The organism is Flavobacterium sp. KKT103 (assembly GCF_055640565.1).
Map to the genome: position 1 here is coordinate 2,345,667 of NZ_CM145766.1, position 14,744 is coordinate 2,360,410.

The window sequence follows — 14,744 nt, forward strand, 5'->3', positions numbered from 1 at the left end:
ATGGACTATTTTAATTTACATACGCATCAGTTTACAAACCAAACGACCGTTTTAGAACTGGTCAATCAATATCCGTGGGAGTTTGATTGTGCTTGTACTGCCTATTCTATTGGAATTCATCCATGGTACATTGAAACCGATAGGATAGCAAGTGATTTAAAGACTATTGAGGAGAAAATAATACTCGATTCTTGCCTTGCCATAGGCGAATGTGGACTCGATAAACGGATAGAAACTCCATTAGATCTGCAAACAAAGGTTTTTGAGCAACAGCTAGTGTTGGCCCAAAAGTACAATAAGCCCGTTATCATTCATTGTGTAGCTGCTTTTCAAGAACTAATCGAAATCAAAAACAAATTAAATAGCACGGTTCCAATTGTAATTCACGGTTTTTCTAAAAATGTACAGTTGGCAACACAGCTGCTAAACAATGGATTTTACCTGTCGTTTGGAAAGTATCTTATGAAAAATCCCGAATTAGAGTCGGTATTTACTGCTGTACCAAACGACCGATTTTTTTTAGAAACCGATACATCTGAACAAACGATTCAAGAAGTATATACTTTGGCAGCAAAATACAAGAACATTTCAATAGCAGAATTACAAGCAATTATTGCGACGAATTTTAATGCTGTATTCAAAAATAAATTAACATAAGAAGAAGGGAAGCGCATCGCTTCAATTTTTAAACTAGAAAAAAGTACAATGGCAGAGTGGACAGAAAGAGCAGAACTATTATTTAAAAAAGAAGGTCTGGATAAATTGCAAAAAGCAAATGTATTAGTAGTAGGCCTTGGAGGCGTAGGATCTTTTGCAGCTGAATTTTTGGCAAGAGCAGGAGTAGGAACTATGACTATAGTTGATGGGGATGTGGTAGATATTACCAATATTAATAGGCAACTACCTGCTTTACATTCTACTGTTGGACAACCAAAAGTAACCATAGTAGGTGATCGATTAATGGATATCAATCCCGAATTAAAACTGACGCGTATACAAGAGTTTTTATCTCCAGAGCGTGCGCTAGCGACCGTAACGGCCGACTATGATTATGTATTGGATTGTATTGACAGCATTACTCCAAAACTGAATTTGATCATCGCAGCAAAGCGAAAAAGAGTGAAAATCATCTCAAGTATGGGAGCGGGTGGAAAAATGGAAGCCGCCAAAGTAAAAGTGGCGGATATTAATAGTACTGAGAATTGTTTTCTCGCAAAAACCATTCGTAAAAGACTTAAAGAACATAAAATTGACAAATTGAAGGTGGTTTTCTCATCGGAAATACAAGACGAAAGCAGTTTAAAAATGACGGATGGCTCTAATTTTAAACGATCATTTTATGGTACAAACAGTTATATGCCTGGATTATTTGGGTTGTATGCTGCCGAAACAGTGATTCGATATTTACTTAAAAAAGAGTAAAGAGCCTATTTAATTAGTAAAAGAGGAGCTATCTTTAAAAAAGCATTCAGTTCTCAAAAAAGCATACTTACTTATGATACAAACAGTAATATTTGATATGGATGGTGTAATTGTTGATACCGAACCGGTGCACCGTTATGCCTATTTTCAACATTTTAAAGAACTGAACATTGAAGTTTCGGAGGAGTTATATACCTCTTTCACCGGTTTTTCTACCAGAAATGTTTTTCAAAAAATAAAAGAAATATTTGGTTTAGAACATGAAGTAGAAGATTTGATCCAGCGAAAGCGTGCTATATTTAATGATGCCTTTGACACTAAAAAGGATTTAGATTTATTGGATGGTGTTAGGCAACTTATTGTCGATTTACACCAAAACGGAATACAATTGATCTTGGCTTCATCTGCTTCGAAAGTGACAATCGATCGTGTTTTTAATCGCTTTGGACTAAATCCCTATTTTACACACAAGGTGAGCGGCGAAGATTTTCCGCAATCCAAGCCGCATCCTGCAATTTTTGAATTTGCTGCTAGTTTATCTTTGGCACCTAAAGAAAAATGCATTGTTATTGAAGACAGTACAAATGGTGTTAAAGCTGCTAAAGCCGCCGGTATTTTTTGTGTTGGTTATAATAGCATCCATTCGGAAGCGCAAGATTTATCTGCGGCGGATACTATTATTGATCATTTTACCGAATTAAATTTTGAAGTAGTCCGTCAATTAGATTCCAAATTAAGTAATAATTAACAAATTAACATTTCTGAATTTGTAAATTTGGAAAAACATAAATTTAAATAGATATAGTATGAAAAAGATTCTTATTGCTTTAGCAGTTATTATAACGCAATTTACGCTGCAAGCACAAGTAAAAACACCACAAGCGAGTCCCAAAGCAGTGATTAACCAAGTTGTAGGTTTGACTGATGTTGAAGTTGTTTACTCAAGACCATCTGCCAGAGGAAGAGCTGTTTTTGGTAATTTAGTTCCGTTTGGACAGTTATGGAGAACCGGTGCTAACGAAAATACTACTGTTTCTTTTAGTGATGACGTTATGATCGACGGGAAAACATTAAAAAAAGGAAAATATGCCTTGTATACTATTCCAAGTATCCAAAGTTGGGAAGTTATCTTTTATACAGCAACGGATAACTGGGGAAATCCAGCAGAATTTAAAGAAGCTAATGTAGCATTAAGAACTACTGTAAAAGAAGAAGCATTACCTAAGGCAGTTGATACTTTTACAATTGGATTTGGTGCATTGACAAATAACTCTGCTAATTTAGAGATCTCTTGGGAAAACTCATTTGCCGCTATAAAATTTGAAGTACCTACGCAAAAAATTGCGATCGCTAGTATAGAGAAAGTACTTGCAGGTCCATCAGCAGGAGATTATTTTGGATCAGCTCAATATTTTTTACAATCGAATGGAGATATTAATAAAGCGAGAACGTACATTGATAAAGCTTTAGAAATGAGTGCTGAAAAACCTTTTTACTACCTACGTTTAAAATCATTGATTCAAGCAAAACAAGGAGATAAAAAAGGAGCTATGGAAACAGCTAAGCTTTCGTTAGTAGCATCTGAAGCAGCAGGAAATCAAGATTATGTAAAAATGAATAAAGACAGTATCTCTGAATGGAGTAAATAAAAACTTCTTTTTTTAGCATAAAAAAACACCAGCATTGCTGGTGTTTTTTGTTTCAAGGAGTTGGCTGTTTTTAAGCAGGTATTTGTTGGCTCAAGCAATGTAAGGTTCCAAATCCCCATATGAGGTCAATAGCACTGATTCCTATGATCTCTCTATCAGGAAAACACGCTGCTAAGATATTAAGTGCTACGCGGTCATTAGGATCGTTAAATGTAGGCATCAAAACGCAGTTATTCAAAATTAGAAAGTTGGCATAACTAGCAGGTAAACGCAAATCTTCAAAATCCAATCGCTTTGGCATTGGTAATGCCACAATAACGGGTGATTTTCCGTTTTCTAATTTTGCATTTTGCAATCGTTTTAAGTTGTCCTGTAGTGGAGCGTAGTTGCTGTCCTCAGGATTTGTTTCCACAATAGTAACAATGGTATCTTCATTTATAAAACGACATAAATCATCAATATGACCATGCGTATCGTCACCAGCAATTCCATCACCCAACCAGATTACATTGGTAATTCCTAGGTATTCTTTAAAAACGGCTTCATAATCTGCTTTAGTAAATCCTTCATTTCGAACTTGAATAGTAGGATGCATTAAACATTCTTCGGATGTTAGTAAAGTTCCTCTACCGTTTACATCAATAGCGCCACCCTCGACAATTACGGGTTTACCTTTGTACATTACTTGGGTCATCGGCATATTCAGTTCAGCAGCTATTCGAGCAGGGACATGCTTGTCTAATTGATAGTTTTTGTATTTGGCCCAGCCATTAAAATTAAAATTGAGTGCTTCTCTTTCTGTTCCATTATAAACCACTATCGGTCCTGAATCACGCATCCAGCTTCTGTTTGTTTTTTGAATAATAAACGAAACTTTTGCAAGATCAACTCGAGCTCTTTCTAGCATCTCCGTTACTTTGTCTTGTAACTTTTGGTCAGCAACTACCAGAAAAACCATCTCGTATTGACTTACTTTTTTAATGAATTCAACAAAAGCCCATTGAATAGCTTCATACTTTCCAGGCCAATCGTTACCATTATGGGGAAAGCAAAGTAAAATTCCTTGTTGTTTTTCCCATTCAGCAGGAAACCTTCTTTTATTTTCAGTCATAGCGAATTTATTTTATGAAGAACAAAGGTAAAATAAAATGTTTTGATTGTGGAATGATTTTAAAACCAACTGGTTTTTAAAAGTAATTCTGGTTAATACTTACTTTATTTTTAGTAAAGATTCCGTAATGTTTTGTTAATCTATATCTTAAAGTATCCTTCTATTTTTGGCAAAACCAATAAAAGAATCAAACAAGATGAAAAATTACGGATTAGCGCTATTACTAGTAGCAAGTATTGTATCAAGCTGTTCATCAAACGATGCAGCTGATACTAAGATCGAAGAGATCGTAAACGAAAACCCAGCTACTTTTAAAGAAATTGGATCCATTACGATTGGAGGATCGGGTGCTGCAGAAATTAGTGCTTATGATGAGGTTTCTAAAAAATTGTTTACTGTAAATAATAGTGATACAAATAGGATTGATGTTATAGATTTATCTGACCCTAGCAATCCTAAAATTATAGGTCAAATAGATTTAACTCGATTCAATGGTGCTTCGAATAGCGTTGCCACTTACAATGGTAAATTAGCAGTTGCTCTTGAATCAGTACCTAATAAGCAAGCTTTAGGTAAAGTGGTTGTGTTTGATACAGCTAATTACGCTGTTATTAAAGAAATTACTGTTGGATCACTGCCAGATATGGTTGTTTTTTCACCAGATGGCAAGTACATTATGACTGCAAATGAAGGGGAACCCAACAACGATTATTCAGTTGATCCTGAAGGTACCATTTCAATCATTGAGGTCAATAATAATTATGCAGTTACTACTTTGAACTTTAGTTCTTTTAGTAATCAACTACCAGCACTTAAGGCCAATGGCTTCAAGATTTCAAGTCCAACGAATGACTTTGCCAAAGATATTGAGCCAGAATACATTACTATTTCAGCTGATTCAAAAACGGCTTGGGTGACGCTGCAAGAAAATAATGGTGTGGCTAAAGTTGATCTACTTTCGAAAAAAATCAGCTCGATTTTTGCCTTAGGTCTAAAAGATTTTAATACTGCTGCAAACGGAATTGACGTTAGTGACAAAGATGGAGCTGTAGCTTTCAATCCATGGAATGTGAAGGGAATGTACATGCCGGATGCTATTAGTAATTTTGAAGTGAACGGTACAACTTACTTTGTAACTGCAAACGAAGGCGATGCGAGAGAATATACCAATTATGTTGATGTAAGCAGAATAAGTAGTAGTGCTATCGTTTTAGACCCAACACGTTTTCCTAACGCATCTGAGCTAAAGAAAGATGCTAAAATGGGTAGATTAAATATTGTAAATAAAATGGGCGATACGGATAATGATGGAGATATTGATGAGCTTGTAAGTTTTGGTGGAAGGTCGTTTTCTATTTGGAATGGTAATACAGGGGATATGGTATTTGATAGTAAAAATGATTTGGATACTAAAGCTTTTGCTTTTGGTACGTATGACGATAATCGAAGTGATGATAAGGGATCAGAGCCAGAATCAGTTGTTACAGTAAAAATGGGAAACAAAAATATTTTATTTGTAGGACTAGAACGAACAGATAACTGTATGGTTTACGATGTTACAAACCCTGCAGCTCCAATCTATTTGCAAACCCTGAAAACAGGTGATGCTCCCGAGGGACTATTATTTATTCCAGCTTCAAAAAGTCCAACTAAAAGAAGTTTACTTATTGTAAGCAGCGAAGGGGACGGAACAGTGAAAATTTATCAGCCGAGCTTAAATTAGAAATGCTTTAACTTAAAAAGAGCCTAGAGTTTATTAACGCTAGGCTCTTTTTGTATTTTATGTATCTTAATACTTAGTCAATTGCTCTTTTAGTAATATCTCCAAAAGCATCAATACGTCTGTCTCTAAAGAATGGCCAATTTTGACGCACATTTTCTTGTAAATCCAAGTCAACTTCGGCAATTAATATCTCTTCTTTGTCGTGTGAGGCTTGCGCCAAAATTTCTCCTTGTGGTCCAGCTATGAACGAAGCACCCCAAAATTCAATTCCATCTGTATCTGGCAAGTATTTTTCAAGTCCTATACGGTTTGCAGCAGCAACGTAAACACCATTTGCTACAGCATGACCTTTCATAACGTTCATCCATGCACCGTATTGATTCACGCCGTATTGCTCTTTTTCACCTGGATGCCATCCAATAGCAGTTGGGTAAAATAAAACCTCGGCACCTTTCAAGGCAGTCAAACGTGCAGCTTCAGGATACCATTGGTCCCAGCAAATTAGTGTTCCAATTTTTCCTTTTTGAGTTGGTATTGTTTTAAAACCTAAATCACCTGGTGTGAAATAGAATTTTTCATAAAAGTAAGGATCATCTGGAATATGCATTTTTCTGTACAATCCAGCTTCTGAACCATCAGTATCGATAATGTAAGCACTGTTATGGTAAATTCCTGCCATTCTTTTCTCGAAGAAAGGAACAATGATGACCACGCCTAATTCTTTAGCCAAAGCGCTAAATGCAATAAATGAAGTGCTGTATAATGGTTCCGCTAAAGCAAAATTATCAACATCTTCACTTTGACAAAAATAATGACTGCTGTACAATTCTGGAAGTGAGATTACCTCGGCACCTTGACTAGCGGCATCACGAACCCAACTAATACATTTTTTCAAGTTGTTTTCGGCGATATCATTAAGATTCAGCTGAATAACGGCAATTTTATATTTTTTATTTGGCATGATATATTGTTTAGGATGCAAAAATAGTGAATTTCGCAAAGTTTTAAAAGTGAAGATTTAGCTAATCCTCGAAAGGATTTAGTTTGGGACCTAATAAATAGTAATTACTCTTAATTTATGTTGAATAGTAAAGCTGTCTAAAAGCATTATTTTATTTTGAAATCTTTAATTATCGCTTGAATACCATTAGCATAAGTGGTCGTTTTAAAATCGGGAAATCGCTTTTTAAACTTACTAGAATCAAAAATGTTATCGATAGCGTATCTCGGAAGCAGCTCCTGTGTTTCTCTCAGATTTTTGTCGAAGTAAGAAGCTAGTTTAAGTACAAAACGAGATAAAACGCTATAGTTGACTTTTCTGTGTAGTTGTTTCTCAATTTCTGCTAGGAATTGTTTGTAAGTTAACCGATTGTCATCACAAGGTAAATGCCAAGTTTGACCGTAAGCATCGGCTGTATTTCCTATCAGTGCCATGGCCTTACTGGCATCAGGAGTATAGATTAAAGTACGAAGCACATCATCTTTTAAAAACACTTTTGGATTTTTACCATTTTTTAAATTTTCGAAAATCAGGGCATTGGTAAATCCCTTCGTTTTTCCAGGACCATAAAATTCAGGAGCACGACAAATTACCGCTTCAATTTCTTTATCAGCAATAGCGTTCAATAATAGTTCAGCAGCCAAACGTTTACCTGTACCTTTTTTTCCTTGGGATGACATGGGTGTCTTCTCGGTTTGAATACTTTCATCTTGAGGGTAAGCGTAGGTATTGTCAAAATAGACCAATTTGCAATTGTTGCTTTTGCAGGCATCAATTACATTTTTCATTACTAGAACCCAATCCCGCAGCCAAACGGTCGAGTCATAAGCAAGACCAACGGTCAAGTAGGCTATCGAACTCCCTTTTAATGCTAAGTACACTTGATTGGGATCAAGTAAGTCAGCTTTAAACAATAGATCATCAGCATTTATTTTTTCAGGATTCCGACCCACTACTTTAATTTTATCAGCGTAGTTTTTACGAAGTTCTCGAGCTAATTCTTCGCCAATGATTCCGTTTGCGCCTAGTATTGTTTGCATATTGATGTTTTGATAAATAAGATGGTTGTCAAAATTAAAGAAAATATTGAAATACTTACTGTAATCAACCGCGTTTATAGTTTGTACCAATATACTAATAAGCAGATGTAATGTAGTTTTAAATTTTAAATCTATAAAAAGTACTTACTTTTGTTACTAAGAATCAATCAAAAAGAAAAATATGAAAAGTATTGTAAAAGCAGCGGTTATGGCTGTAGTGATTATGGTAAGCAGCACGGCTATTTTCGCACAAACTAAGGACAAAAAAGCAGCTGCTATTGTCCAAGAAATGTTGACCGCAATGGGTGGGATGAAGAACTATAATGCTACGCATTTTATCCAGTGGGATTTTGTAAACAGAAAACTTTCTTGGGATAAATGGACCGGAGATGTTAGAGTAGAGAATCCTTCAGCCAACCAAGTAGTATTGGTAAATATCAATACGATGAAAGGAAAGGTATACGAGAATGGCGTGCAACTAATAGATGAAAAGAAAGTAAATGCACTGCTAGAAAAGGGAAAAAATTGGTGGATTAATGATGCGTACTGGCTCGTTATGCCATGGAAACTACAAGATCCAGGTGTTACCTTATCATTCGTTAAAACCGATACTTTGCCTAATGGTAAAACAGCAGATGTATTGCAATTGACTTTTGATGAAGTAGGAGTAACGCCAGAGAACAAATACTGGGTGTATGTAGGTCAAGAATCTCATTTAGTAGAGCAATGGGCTTACTACCAAAACTTTAATGATGCAGAGCCAAAATTTTTAAAACCTTGGAACAATTATCAAAAAATGGGATCTATCTTATTGTCATTTGATAGACCTAATGAAAATGTTAGTCCTAAAAATGTTATCGTAAAAGATAACTTAGATAGTGCCCTATTTACTACTTTGTAAGTAGTGTTATTCCATTAACAACAAATACTATTTGATTTAGTTTCAAATAGTATTTGTTTTTTAAATGATTATCATACTTGTACTGATTGTCTCTGTCGTGCAGAAAACGCATTAACGGCATCTGTTAGAAAATCAGCATTCTAATTGATCCGTTTTTGTTTTATCCAGAATGTTGCTGTTATAGACTTCGATTTCTTTTGCAATTACCTTGATGACAGCTTCAATTTCAAATGGTTTGGTCATCACTTTATTCATGCCAGCATCTTGACATCGTCGAAACTCGTTTTCTCCAACGTTTGCTGTAAGCGCAATAATGGGAATATTTTTCTTTGAATCATTATCTAGATTTCTAATGGTAACCGAAGCTGTTATACCATCCATTACAGGCATTACAATATCCATTAATATTAAATCATAGTCGTTATTTTGAACTAGGTTAACTGCTTCTAAACCATTGTATGCAATAGTTATAGAGCTGTTTTTCAGATTGTTAATTAATTGCTTTTCTAAGATCATCAAATTTATTTTATTGTCATCGACAATCAAAATTTTCAAATTATTCAAGTAGATTTTGGTTTCGTCTATTTCTTGATCACCTGCTATTTGCTCCTTTAAAGGTAGTGGTAAGCTAACTGTAAATGTAGTACCAATATTAACTTTAGACTTGTATTTTATTGATCCATTCATTAGTTCGATTAAGCCTTTAGAGATAGTTAAACCAAGGCCTACACTATCTTTTGTCTTACTAGAGGTATTGTATTTTTCAAAAAGTTTGGTACTCAAAGATTTCTCTATACCTTTTCCGCTATCAGCAACTGTAATTTGTACTTCGAACACATTTTTTATCTCTGTACTGTATTTTCCTTTGGCTTTGAGTTTTACAAATCCAGAATCGGTATGTTCTAACGCATTGTTCATTAGGTTTAAAATGATCTGGTCTATTCTGTTTTTATCAGCATAAACCATATTAGGTATATCATCTGCAATTTCAAAAACGTATTCAAGTCCTTTTTCTTGAGCAACGCGTTCATTCATTTTAAATATTGAAAGTAATGAGTTTCGGAGGTTAAACTCGGAAAGTTGTAAAGTAAAGGCACCATCGTTTAATTTAGTGAAGTCCAAAATATTATTTACTAAAGCTAAGAGATGATTTGAGGAATAATCCATCAATTCTAGTAATTTATAATCTTCATTGTTAGCTCTATTATTTTTTAAAATATCACTAATGCCCTTAATGGCGTTAAGTGGTGTTCTAATTTCATGACTCATAATCGCAAAGAAAGATTCTTTATTGATCTGTAATTTTTTTAACTCAATTTTAGATTCTTCAAGTTCCGCATTTTTATGTTTCAAATCTTTGATAATGGCAGATATAGCTTTGGTTCGTGCAGTCAACAATATCACTAAATAAATGGATAGCATGGCGAAAATAAAGTAAAAAAGAGGCTCATAAATATCTCTTCCAATGTACTTTTTATTTCCAAAATCAAAGCCAAAAAAGTCATAGTGAATGGTGACTCCAATTATGATAACAATTATTAGTGCGAAGAGAATCATTAACCTGTTGTAACGTATCATAATTAGCAATGATATTGGTGTCAAGTAGGTAATGATAATGAAGTTAAACGACTTTCCGTATAAGATAAAAGCAAAGGTATAAAAGGTGGTAATCGCCGCAATAGCAAGTATTGATTTTTGTCGAAAGTGAAGATTTTTAGCGAAGGAAAAGTAAATGAATAAGAGAATAATTGGTATTGTGCCATAAGCGGCATAATAGAATTTTATTCCAAAAAGAAAAACCATTATGAATAAAAACTGAACTGTAAATAAGTTGAAACTGAAATTATCAATCTTATTAACCTTAGAGATACTGGCAAGGTTTGATTTTGTAATTTTTTTGGCCATAGATGCGTAGCTAAGTAATAAAGTAGATTTTGGTTATGCAAAGTACAAAATATAATTAGCAACTACAATATGTTAATATGTATTCAATTAGCTAGTTGTTTCGTTTTTAGCTTTTTTTTAGTCATGGTACGTTTAGGTGTTTTGCATGGTTGTTAAAAATAGTTTTTTTGAAGCTTTTTAAAACAGAATAAAATTTTGTTAAAGTAATAATAATAGTATTTTGTTTTTTTAGAAAAGCTTGTATATTTGAGTAAGCACCGTTTGTAAAGAGACAAATTGTATAGCAATAAACACTATAATACTAACTTAAAATACCCAGCCATGACCTTAAATTTTGAAACCATAGAAAAGGAAGCAATCGAGTCGTTAAAATTCCCACACAGTGAAGTTTTAGAAGATGATAGTGCGATAGATCAGAGAAAAAATGAATTGGAACGCGCTTTGTCCCTGGGTAATTTAGAACATTCTAAAATTCAGATCTTCTTTGAGGACGATTTATCTCAAAAAATGGTCGAAACGACGGTCTGGGCATTAACAGATGAAAGCGTCGTGCTTAAAAAGGGAGTTGGAATACCGATTAACAGAATTTTAAAAATAGCTTAAATAATCACAAAGAAAAAATCGGATTGAAATATACATTTCAATCCGATTTTTTTATTTAAATAAGTGGTTTATCTCTTGTAGTACATTACAATACTAGCTTTGGCAATAGTTTGATTCCAAAGGTTAAAACCTACTATTGCTGGGTTAATCGTGTCGGTTAATCCCAAAGTATTGGTTTTTAACGCAAAAACAGTGATGATGTACTCATGGTAGCCATGACCTTCTGGTGGACATGGACCTCCAAAACCCTTAATTCCGTAATCTGTAGTACTTTGTATCGCTCCTTTTGGTGCCAAGTTCAAAGATACATTTCCGGCGTTTTGGACTAGTTCGTTAACATTGGCTGGAATGTCGAATACAACCCAATGCCAGAATCCACTTCCCGTAGGAGCATCAGGATCATACATTGTAATTGCGAAGCTTTTAGTTCCTTCAGGTGCATTTGACCAGCTTAGTTGCGGTGAAGCGTTGTCACCAGAACAGCCAAAACCGTTAAACTCTTGCATTTTTGTGGCTTGACCACCAATACTTTTACTACTTAAAGTGAATGTTTTTTGAGCGAATATTGTAGTTGTGAACAATAATGCAATCGCTACAGCTAAGTTAATTTTTTTCATTTTGTTGTTATTTAATTTTTAACAAAATTAGATGAGAAATAACAATCAAAGAAGGGGCATTTGTTCAAAAAGTAGTGCTAAAAGGTCAGTTTTTACCATCTTGTTTGGGAGTGATTCCATATTTGGCTTTGTATGCCTGAATAAAACTCGATAAGTTTTCATAACCTACTTCAAAGTAAATTTCAGATGCGATTTTATGCTCCTGACGTAGTAGGTAATGCGCATGCTCTAACCTCTTGTTTTGAAACCATTTTATAGGTGATTCCTCATAGCATTTTTCAAATTCTCGCTTAAAGGTAGAAACGCTCATATTACAAATAAAAGCCAATTCTGCGACTGTTAATTTGCTAAGGAGATTGTTTTCGACCGTTTTTATGATTTTCTGTTTGTTGTTATCACCATTTGCAAGAAGCGAAAATATGTAATCTGTTCCGTATATTTCAGTTAAATACAATATGATTTCTTCTAGCTTTACTTCCAATAATTTAGACTGAATACTTTCAGCTAATTTAGAAACAGCTACTAAACTACTCACAAACTGATGAATAAATTCGTCGTATTGAAACCCATAAACAGATTGAATTTGGGGCGGTTTTACAGATTGAATTGCGGTTTTTCTAATAATTTTCAATAGTGTTTCATTCGAAAAAAAGAGTAAAACACTGCGGTAGTTTTCAATATCAGATAATTTCTCCGTCATCAAACAATGACCTGCCTTCATTAATAAAAAATGAGAGTTCGTGATTGATAAGGCAGTGTTGTCAAAAAAAACTTCTTTACTACCGTCCATCAAAAAGCTAAACGTATTTTGATTGAGAATAATTTGCTGTTTATTGATTTCTAACGAACTTCGATAATCATATAGTTGAACTAAATCAGTCTTTTCAATAGGAAGCTCATCTGGTAATGCAATAGTTCTCATTCTAAATTAATTTTAACAAAAGTACGAATCCCTATTTGATTTTAAACTTTTCAATCTATAATACTAATAAGTAGGATTTTTGATAAATACCAACGAAATAGTGCTTTGTTTTTACCACCAAACGATAAAAAATTCACTGTACAATCCGTTGTGATTTTGCCAGCAAAGTGGCGCTTGCTTTTCTGCGATAGTCATAGAAACATGCCGTTCTATGGTGCTAAATTCTTGCCAGTTCTCATTTTCATTTGGCTCCATTCCCCATTCTGTTTTCTTGGGTAAGTAATACTTTTTCCCGGTAGAATGCTGTTTTTTAAATGATTCAAAGTTGAGGTAGTACCCTTTCATTCCTTTTGTGTAAGCTGCATCTATTTTGGAGTCATAATTAAAAGGCAAATACAAAGCTGTTAAAATACAAACTACTTGTTTTATGTGAGCTGTTGAAAGTGGTTTCAAACTTTCTCTAGTACGTTCATCAAATAATAAAGGAAGCTGCTTTGTTTTTAGCTTCTCTAATTTCTTTTTTAATGAATCGTTTCTATTGGGGCCAATCCAATTAAAAAGAGAATCGGATGAAATGGTTGGGTCGTATAGGTAAAACTTATAAGCTAGTTCTAAATGATAAATTTGGTTGCTACTTTTTTCTTGGATAATGAAATCAAGCTCGCCTATCGTTTTTTTATCATCAATTATTTGAATATTGTCAAATAGCAACTCATAATTACTAGCTTGTTTTAAGAGTTCAGCAACAATTTTCTCTACTAAATGTCCTAAACGTAGATTGGTTGGCAATGGAAAATCAAGATGTTGAGGTAGTTGTAATAGCCTCAAATCAAAAACAGGAATTCCCGTAAGCTCGTAGCCTAAAGGGGTAGCTTGGAGTACAGACGCTATTCTTGATTTTGTATTCATCAATTAGAAGAAAAATAGTTGAGATATTGTTAGGATGGACAGAACTAAGAGTTAGTCCTCCTTGGAATCCGTAAGCTTATACAAGTTTTCTATTTTTGGGTATAATTTGATAGCGGTATCATGGTCAGTTTTGGATCCTTTTAGGTCACCAAGGCTAGATTTAACATTGCCTCGCATGTAATAGGCCATTGCATCAGTACCATCTATCGCAATAATTTTAGTATAATCAGCAATTGCACCTTTATAGTCCTTCATTTTGTTTTTAAGTTTACCTCTATTCACGTAGGCATCCTTAAAGTCAGGATTTAATTGCAGTGCTTTGGTAAAATCGGTTATTGCACCTTTATCATCATGCAGATTCATTTTGGTATACCCTCTAATATAGTGAGCAAATGGATTTTTAGGTTCTAGATTAATCACAGTGCTATAATCGGATAAAGCGCCATTATAATCCTTAAGTTTTGCTCTTGCGCTACCTCTAGTTGCATATAAATTGGCAGTTGTTGGATCTAAAGTAATTGCCGTAGTGTAATCGGTTATAGCACCTTTGTAATCAGCTAATTTAAATTTGGAAAAACCCCTGAAAGCATAATTTTCAGCATCTTTAGTATTTAATGCAATTGCTTTATTGTAAGCTAAAATAGCACCGCGGTAATCTTCTTGTTCAATTTTGGCATAGCCTTGATCTGCGTATTTCTTTGCAGTTTGACTGTATCCATTTATGAAAAACACAGTAGTAATTAAGAGAAGGAAAATACGTTTGCTGCTCATAGCTTGTAGTCAATTAAGAGTTTGGTTTGCATTATGCAAGTAAAAATATAAAGATAGTAAGAAATAACTTTATTTATTAGTGTTTTTTCATTAAGATTATGGTACTTGTATTAATTTTTTTAAGAGCAACAAATGCAGCTGATCTATTTTTAGTTAGTTCGGGATACTTTA

The 14,744-nt window shown here is 34.2% G+C and carries 15 protein-coding genes; 7 read left to right on the forward strand and 8 right to left on the reverse strand.

Annotated features, from left to right (window positions below; genetic code table 11):
* The 4 genes from ACZ2G0_RS10085 (at position 1) to ACZ2G0_RS10100 (ending at position 3,071) form a co-directional block, all read left to right on the forward strand.
* Entirely contained in the window at positions 1-657 is a 657-nt protein-coding gene (locus ACZ2G0_RS10085) for a TatD family hydrolase (RefSeq protein WP_470307526.1), read from the forward strand.
* A 48-nt stretch (positions 658-705) separates the two neighbouring features.
* The gene (locus tag ACZ2G0_RS10090) at positions 706-1,422 is read left to right on the forward strand and encodes a tRNA threonylcarbamoyladenosine dehydratase (protein ID WP_300286841.1); all 717 of its coding nucleotides are present in this window, start codon (positions 706-708) and stop codon (positions 1,420-1,422) included.
* A gap of 73 nt (positions 1,423-1,495) precedes the next feature.
* A complete protein-coding gene (locus ACZ2G0_RS10095; RefSeq protein ID WP_470307527.1) occupies positions 1,496-2,170 on the forward strand; it encodes an HAD family hydrolase in 675 nt (224 codons plus the stop codon).
* A 58-nt stretch (positions 2,171-2,228) separates the two neighbouring features.
* Positions 2,229-3,071, forward strand: a complete 843-nt coding sequence (locus ACZ2G0_RS10100; protein WP_470307528.1) for a DUF2911 domain-containing protein — start codon at positions 2,229-2,231, stop codon at positions 3,069-3,071.
* Positions 3,072-3,141: 70 nt separating this feature from the next.
* On the opposite strand, the gene ACZ2G0_RS10105 is transcribed toward ACZ2G0_RS10100, so the two are convergent.
* A complete protein-coding gene (locus tag ACZ2G0_RS10105) occupies positions 3,142-4,182 on the reverse strand; it encodes an agmatine deiminase family protein (protein WP_470307529.1) in 1,041 nt (346 codons plus the stop codon).
* Between the two features lie 196 nt (positions 4,183-4,378).
* Between ACZ2G0_RS10105 and ACZ2G0_RS10110 the strand changes: the two genes are divergently transcribed.
* Positions 4,379-5,905, forward strand: a complete 1,527-nt coding sequence (locus tag ACZ2G0_RS10110; protein ID WP_470307530.1) for a choice-of-anchor I family protein — start codon at positions 4,379-4,381, stop codon at positions 5,903-5,905.
* Between the two features lie 73 nt (positions 5,906-5,978).
* On the opposite strand, the gene ACZ2G0_RS10115 is transcribed toward ACZ2G0_RS10110, so the two are convergent.
* Entirely contained in the window at positions 5,979-6,866 is an 888-nt protein-coding gene (locus ACZ2G0_RS10115; protein WP_300286846.1) for a carbon-nitrogen hydrolase, read from the reverse strand.
* Positions 6,867-7,012: 146 nt separating this feature from the next.
* Positions 7,013-7,945 carry an NAD-dependent epimerase/dehydratase family protein gene (locus tag ACZ2G0_RS10120; protein WP_470307531.1) on the reverse strand — a complete coding sequence of 311 codons (933 nt, stop codon included), beginning with the start codon at positions 7,943-7,945 and terminating at the stop codon, positions 7,013-7,015.
* Between the two features lie 181 nt (positions 7,946-8,126).
* Here ACZ2G0_RS10120 and ACZ2G0_RS10125 point away from each other — a divergent pair, with 181 nt between their 5' ends.
* Entirely contained in the window at positions 8,127-8,846 is a 720-nt protein-coding gene (locus ACZ2G0_RS10125) for a hypothetical protein (protein ID WP_470307532.1), read from the forward strand.
* A 132-nt stretch (positions 8,847-8,978) separates the two neighbouring features.
* Here the strand turns inward: ACZ2G0_RS10125 and ACZ2G0_RS10130 are convergent, their stop codons facing one another.
* On the reverse strand, positions 8,979-10,751 hold the full coding sequence (locus ACZ2G0_RS10130) for a hybrid sensor histidine kinase/response regulator (RefSeq protein WP_470307533.1): 1,773 nt from the start codon (positions 10,749-10,751) through the stop codon (positions 8,979-8,981).
* 321 nt (positions 10,752-11,072) lie between these two features.
* On the opposite strand from ACZ2G0_RS10130, the gene ACZ2G0_RS10135 reads away from it, so the two are divergent.
* Positions 11,073-11,354, forward strand: coding sequence for a hypothetical protein (locus ACZ2G0_RS10135; protein WP_470307534.1), 282 nt, complete (start codon positions 11,073-11,075; stop codon positions 11,352-11,354).
* 68 nt (positions 11,355-11,422) lie between these two features.
* On the opposite strand, the gene ACZ2G0_RS10140 is transcribed toward ACZ2G0_RS10135, so the two are convergent.
* From ACZ2G0_RS10140 to ACZ2G0_RS10155, 4 genes are all read right to left on the reverse strand, one after another.
* Positions 11,423-11,971 (reverse strand): YbhB/YbcL family Raf kinase inhibitor-like protein, encoded by a 549-nt coding sequence (locus ACZ2G0_RS10140; RefSeq protein WP_470307535.1) that lies wholly within the window; start codon positions 11,969-11,971, stop codon positions 11,423-11,425.
* 85 nt (positions 11,972-12,056) lie between these two features.
* Positions 12,057-12,893 (reverse strand): helix-turn-helix domain-containing protein, encoded by an 837-nt coding sequence (locus ACZ2G0_RS10145; RefSeq protein ID WP_470307536.1) that lies wholly within the window; start codon positions 12,891-12,893, stop codon positions 12,057-12,059.
* 111 nt (positions 12,894-13,004) lie between these two features.
* On the reverse strand, positions 13,005-13,802 hold the full coding sequence (locus ACZ2G0_RS10150; RefSeq protein ID WP_470307537.1) for a DUF1853 family protein: 798 nt from the start codon (positions 13,800-13,802) through the stop codon (positions 13,005-13,007).
* Between the two features lie 51 nt (positions 13,803-13,853).
* Positions 13,854-14,573, reverse strand: a complete 720-nt coding sequence (locus tag ACZ2G0_RS10155; protein WP_470307538.1) for a tetratricopeptide repeat protein — start codon at positions 14,571-14,573, stop codon at positions 13,854-13,856.
* Positions 14,574-14,744: the final 171 nt, after the last annotated feature.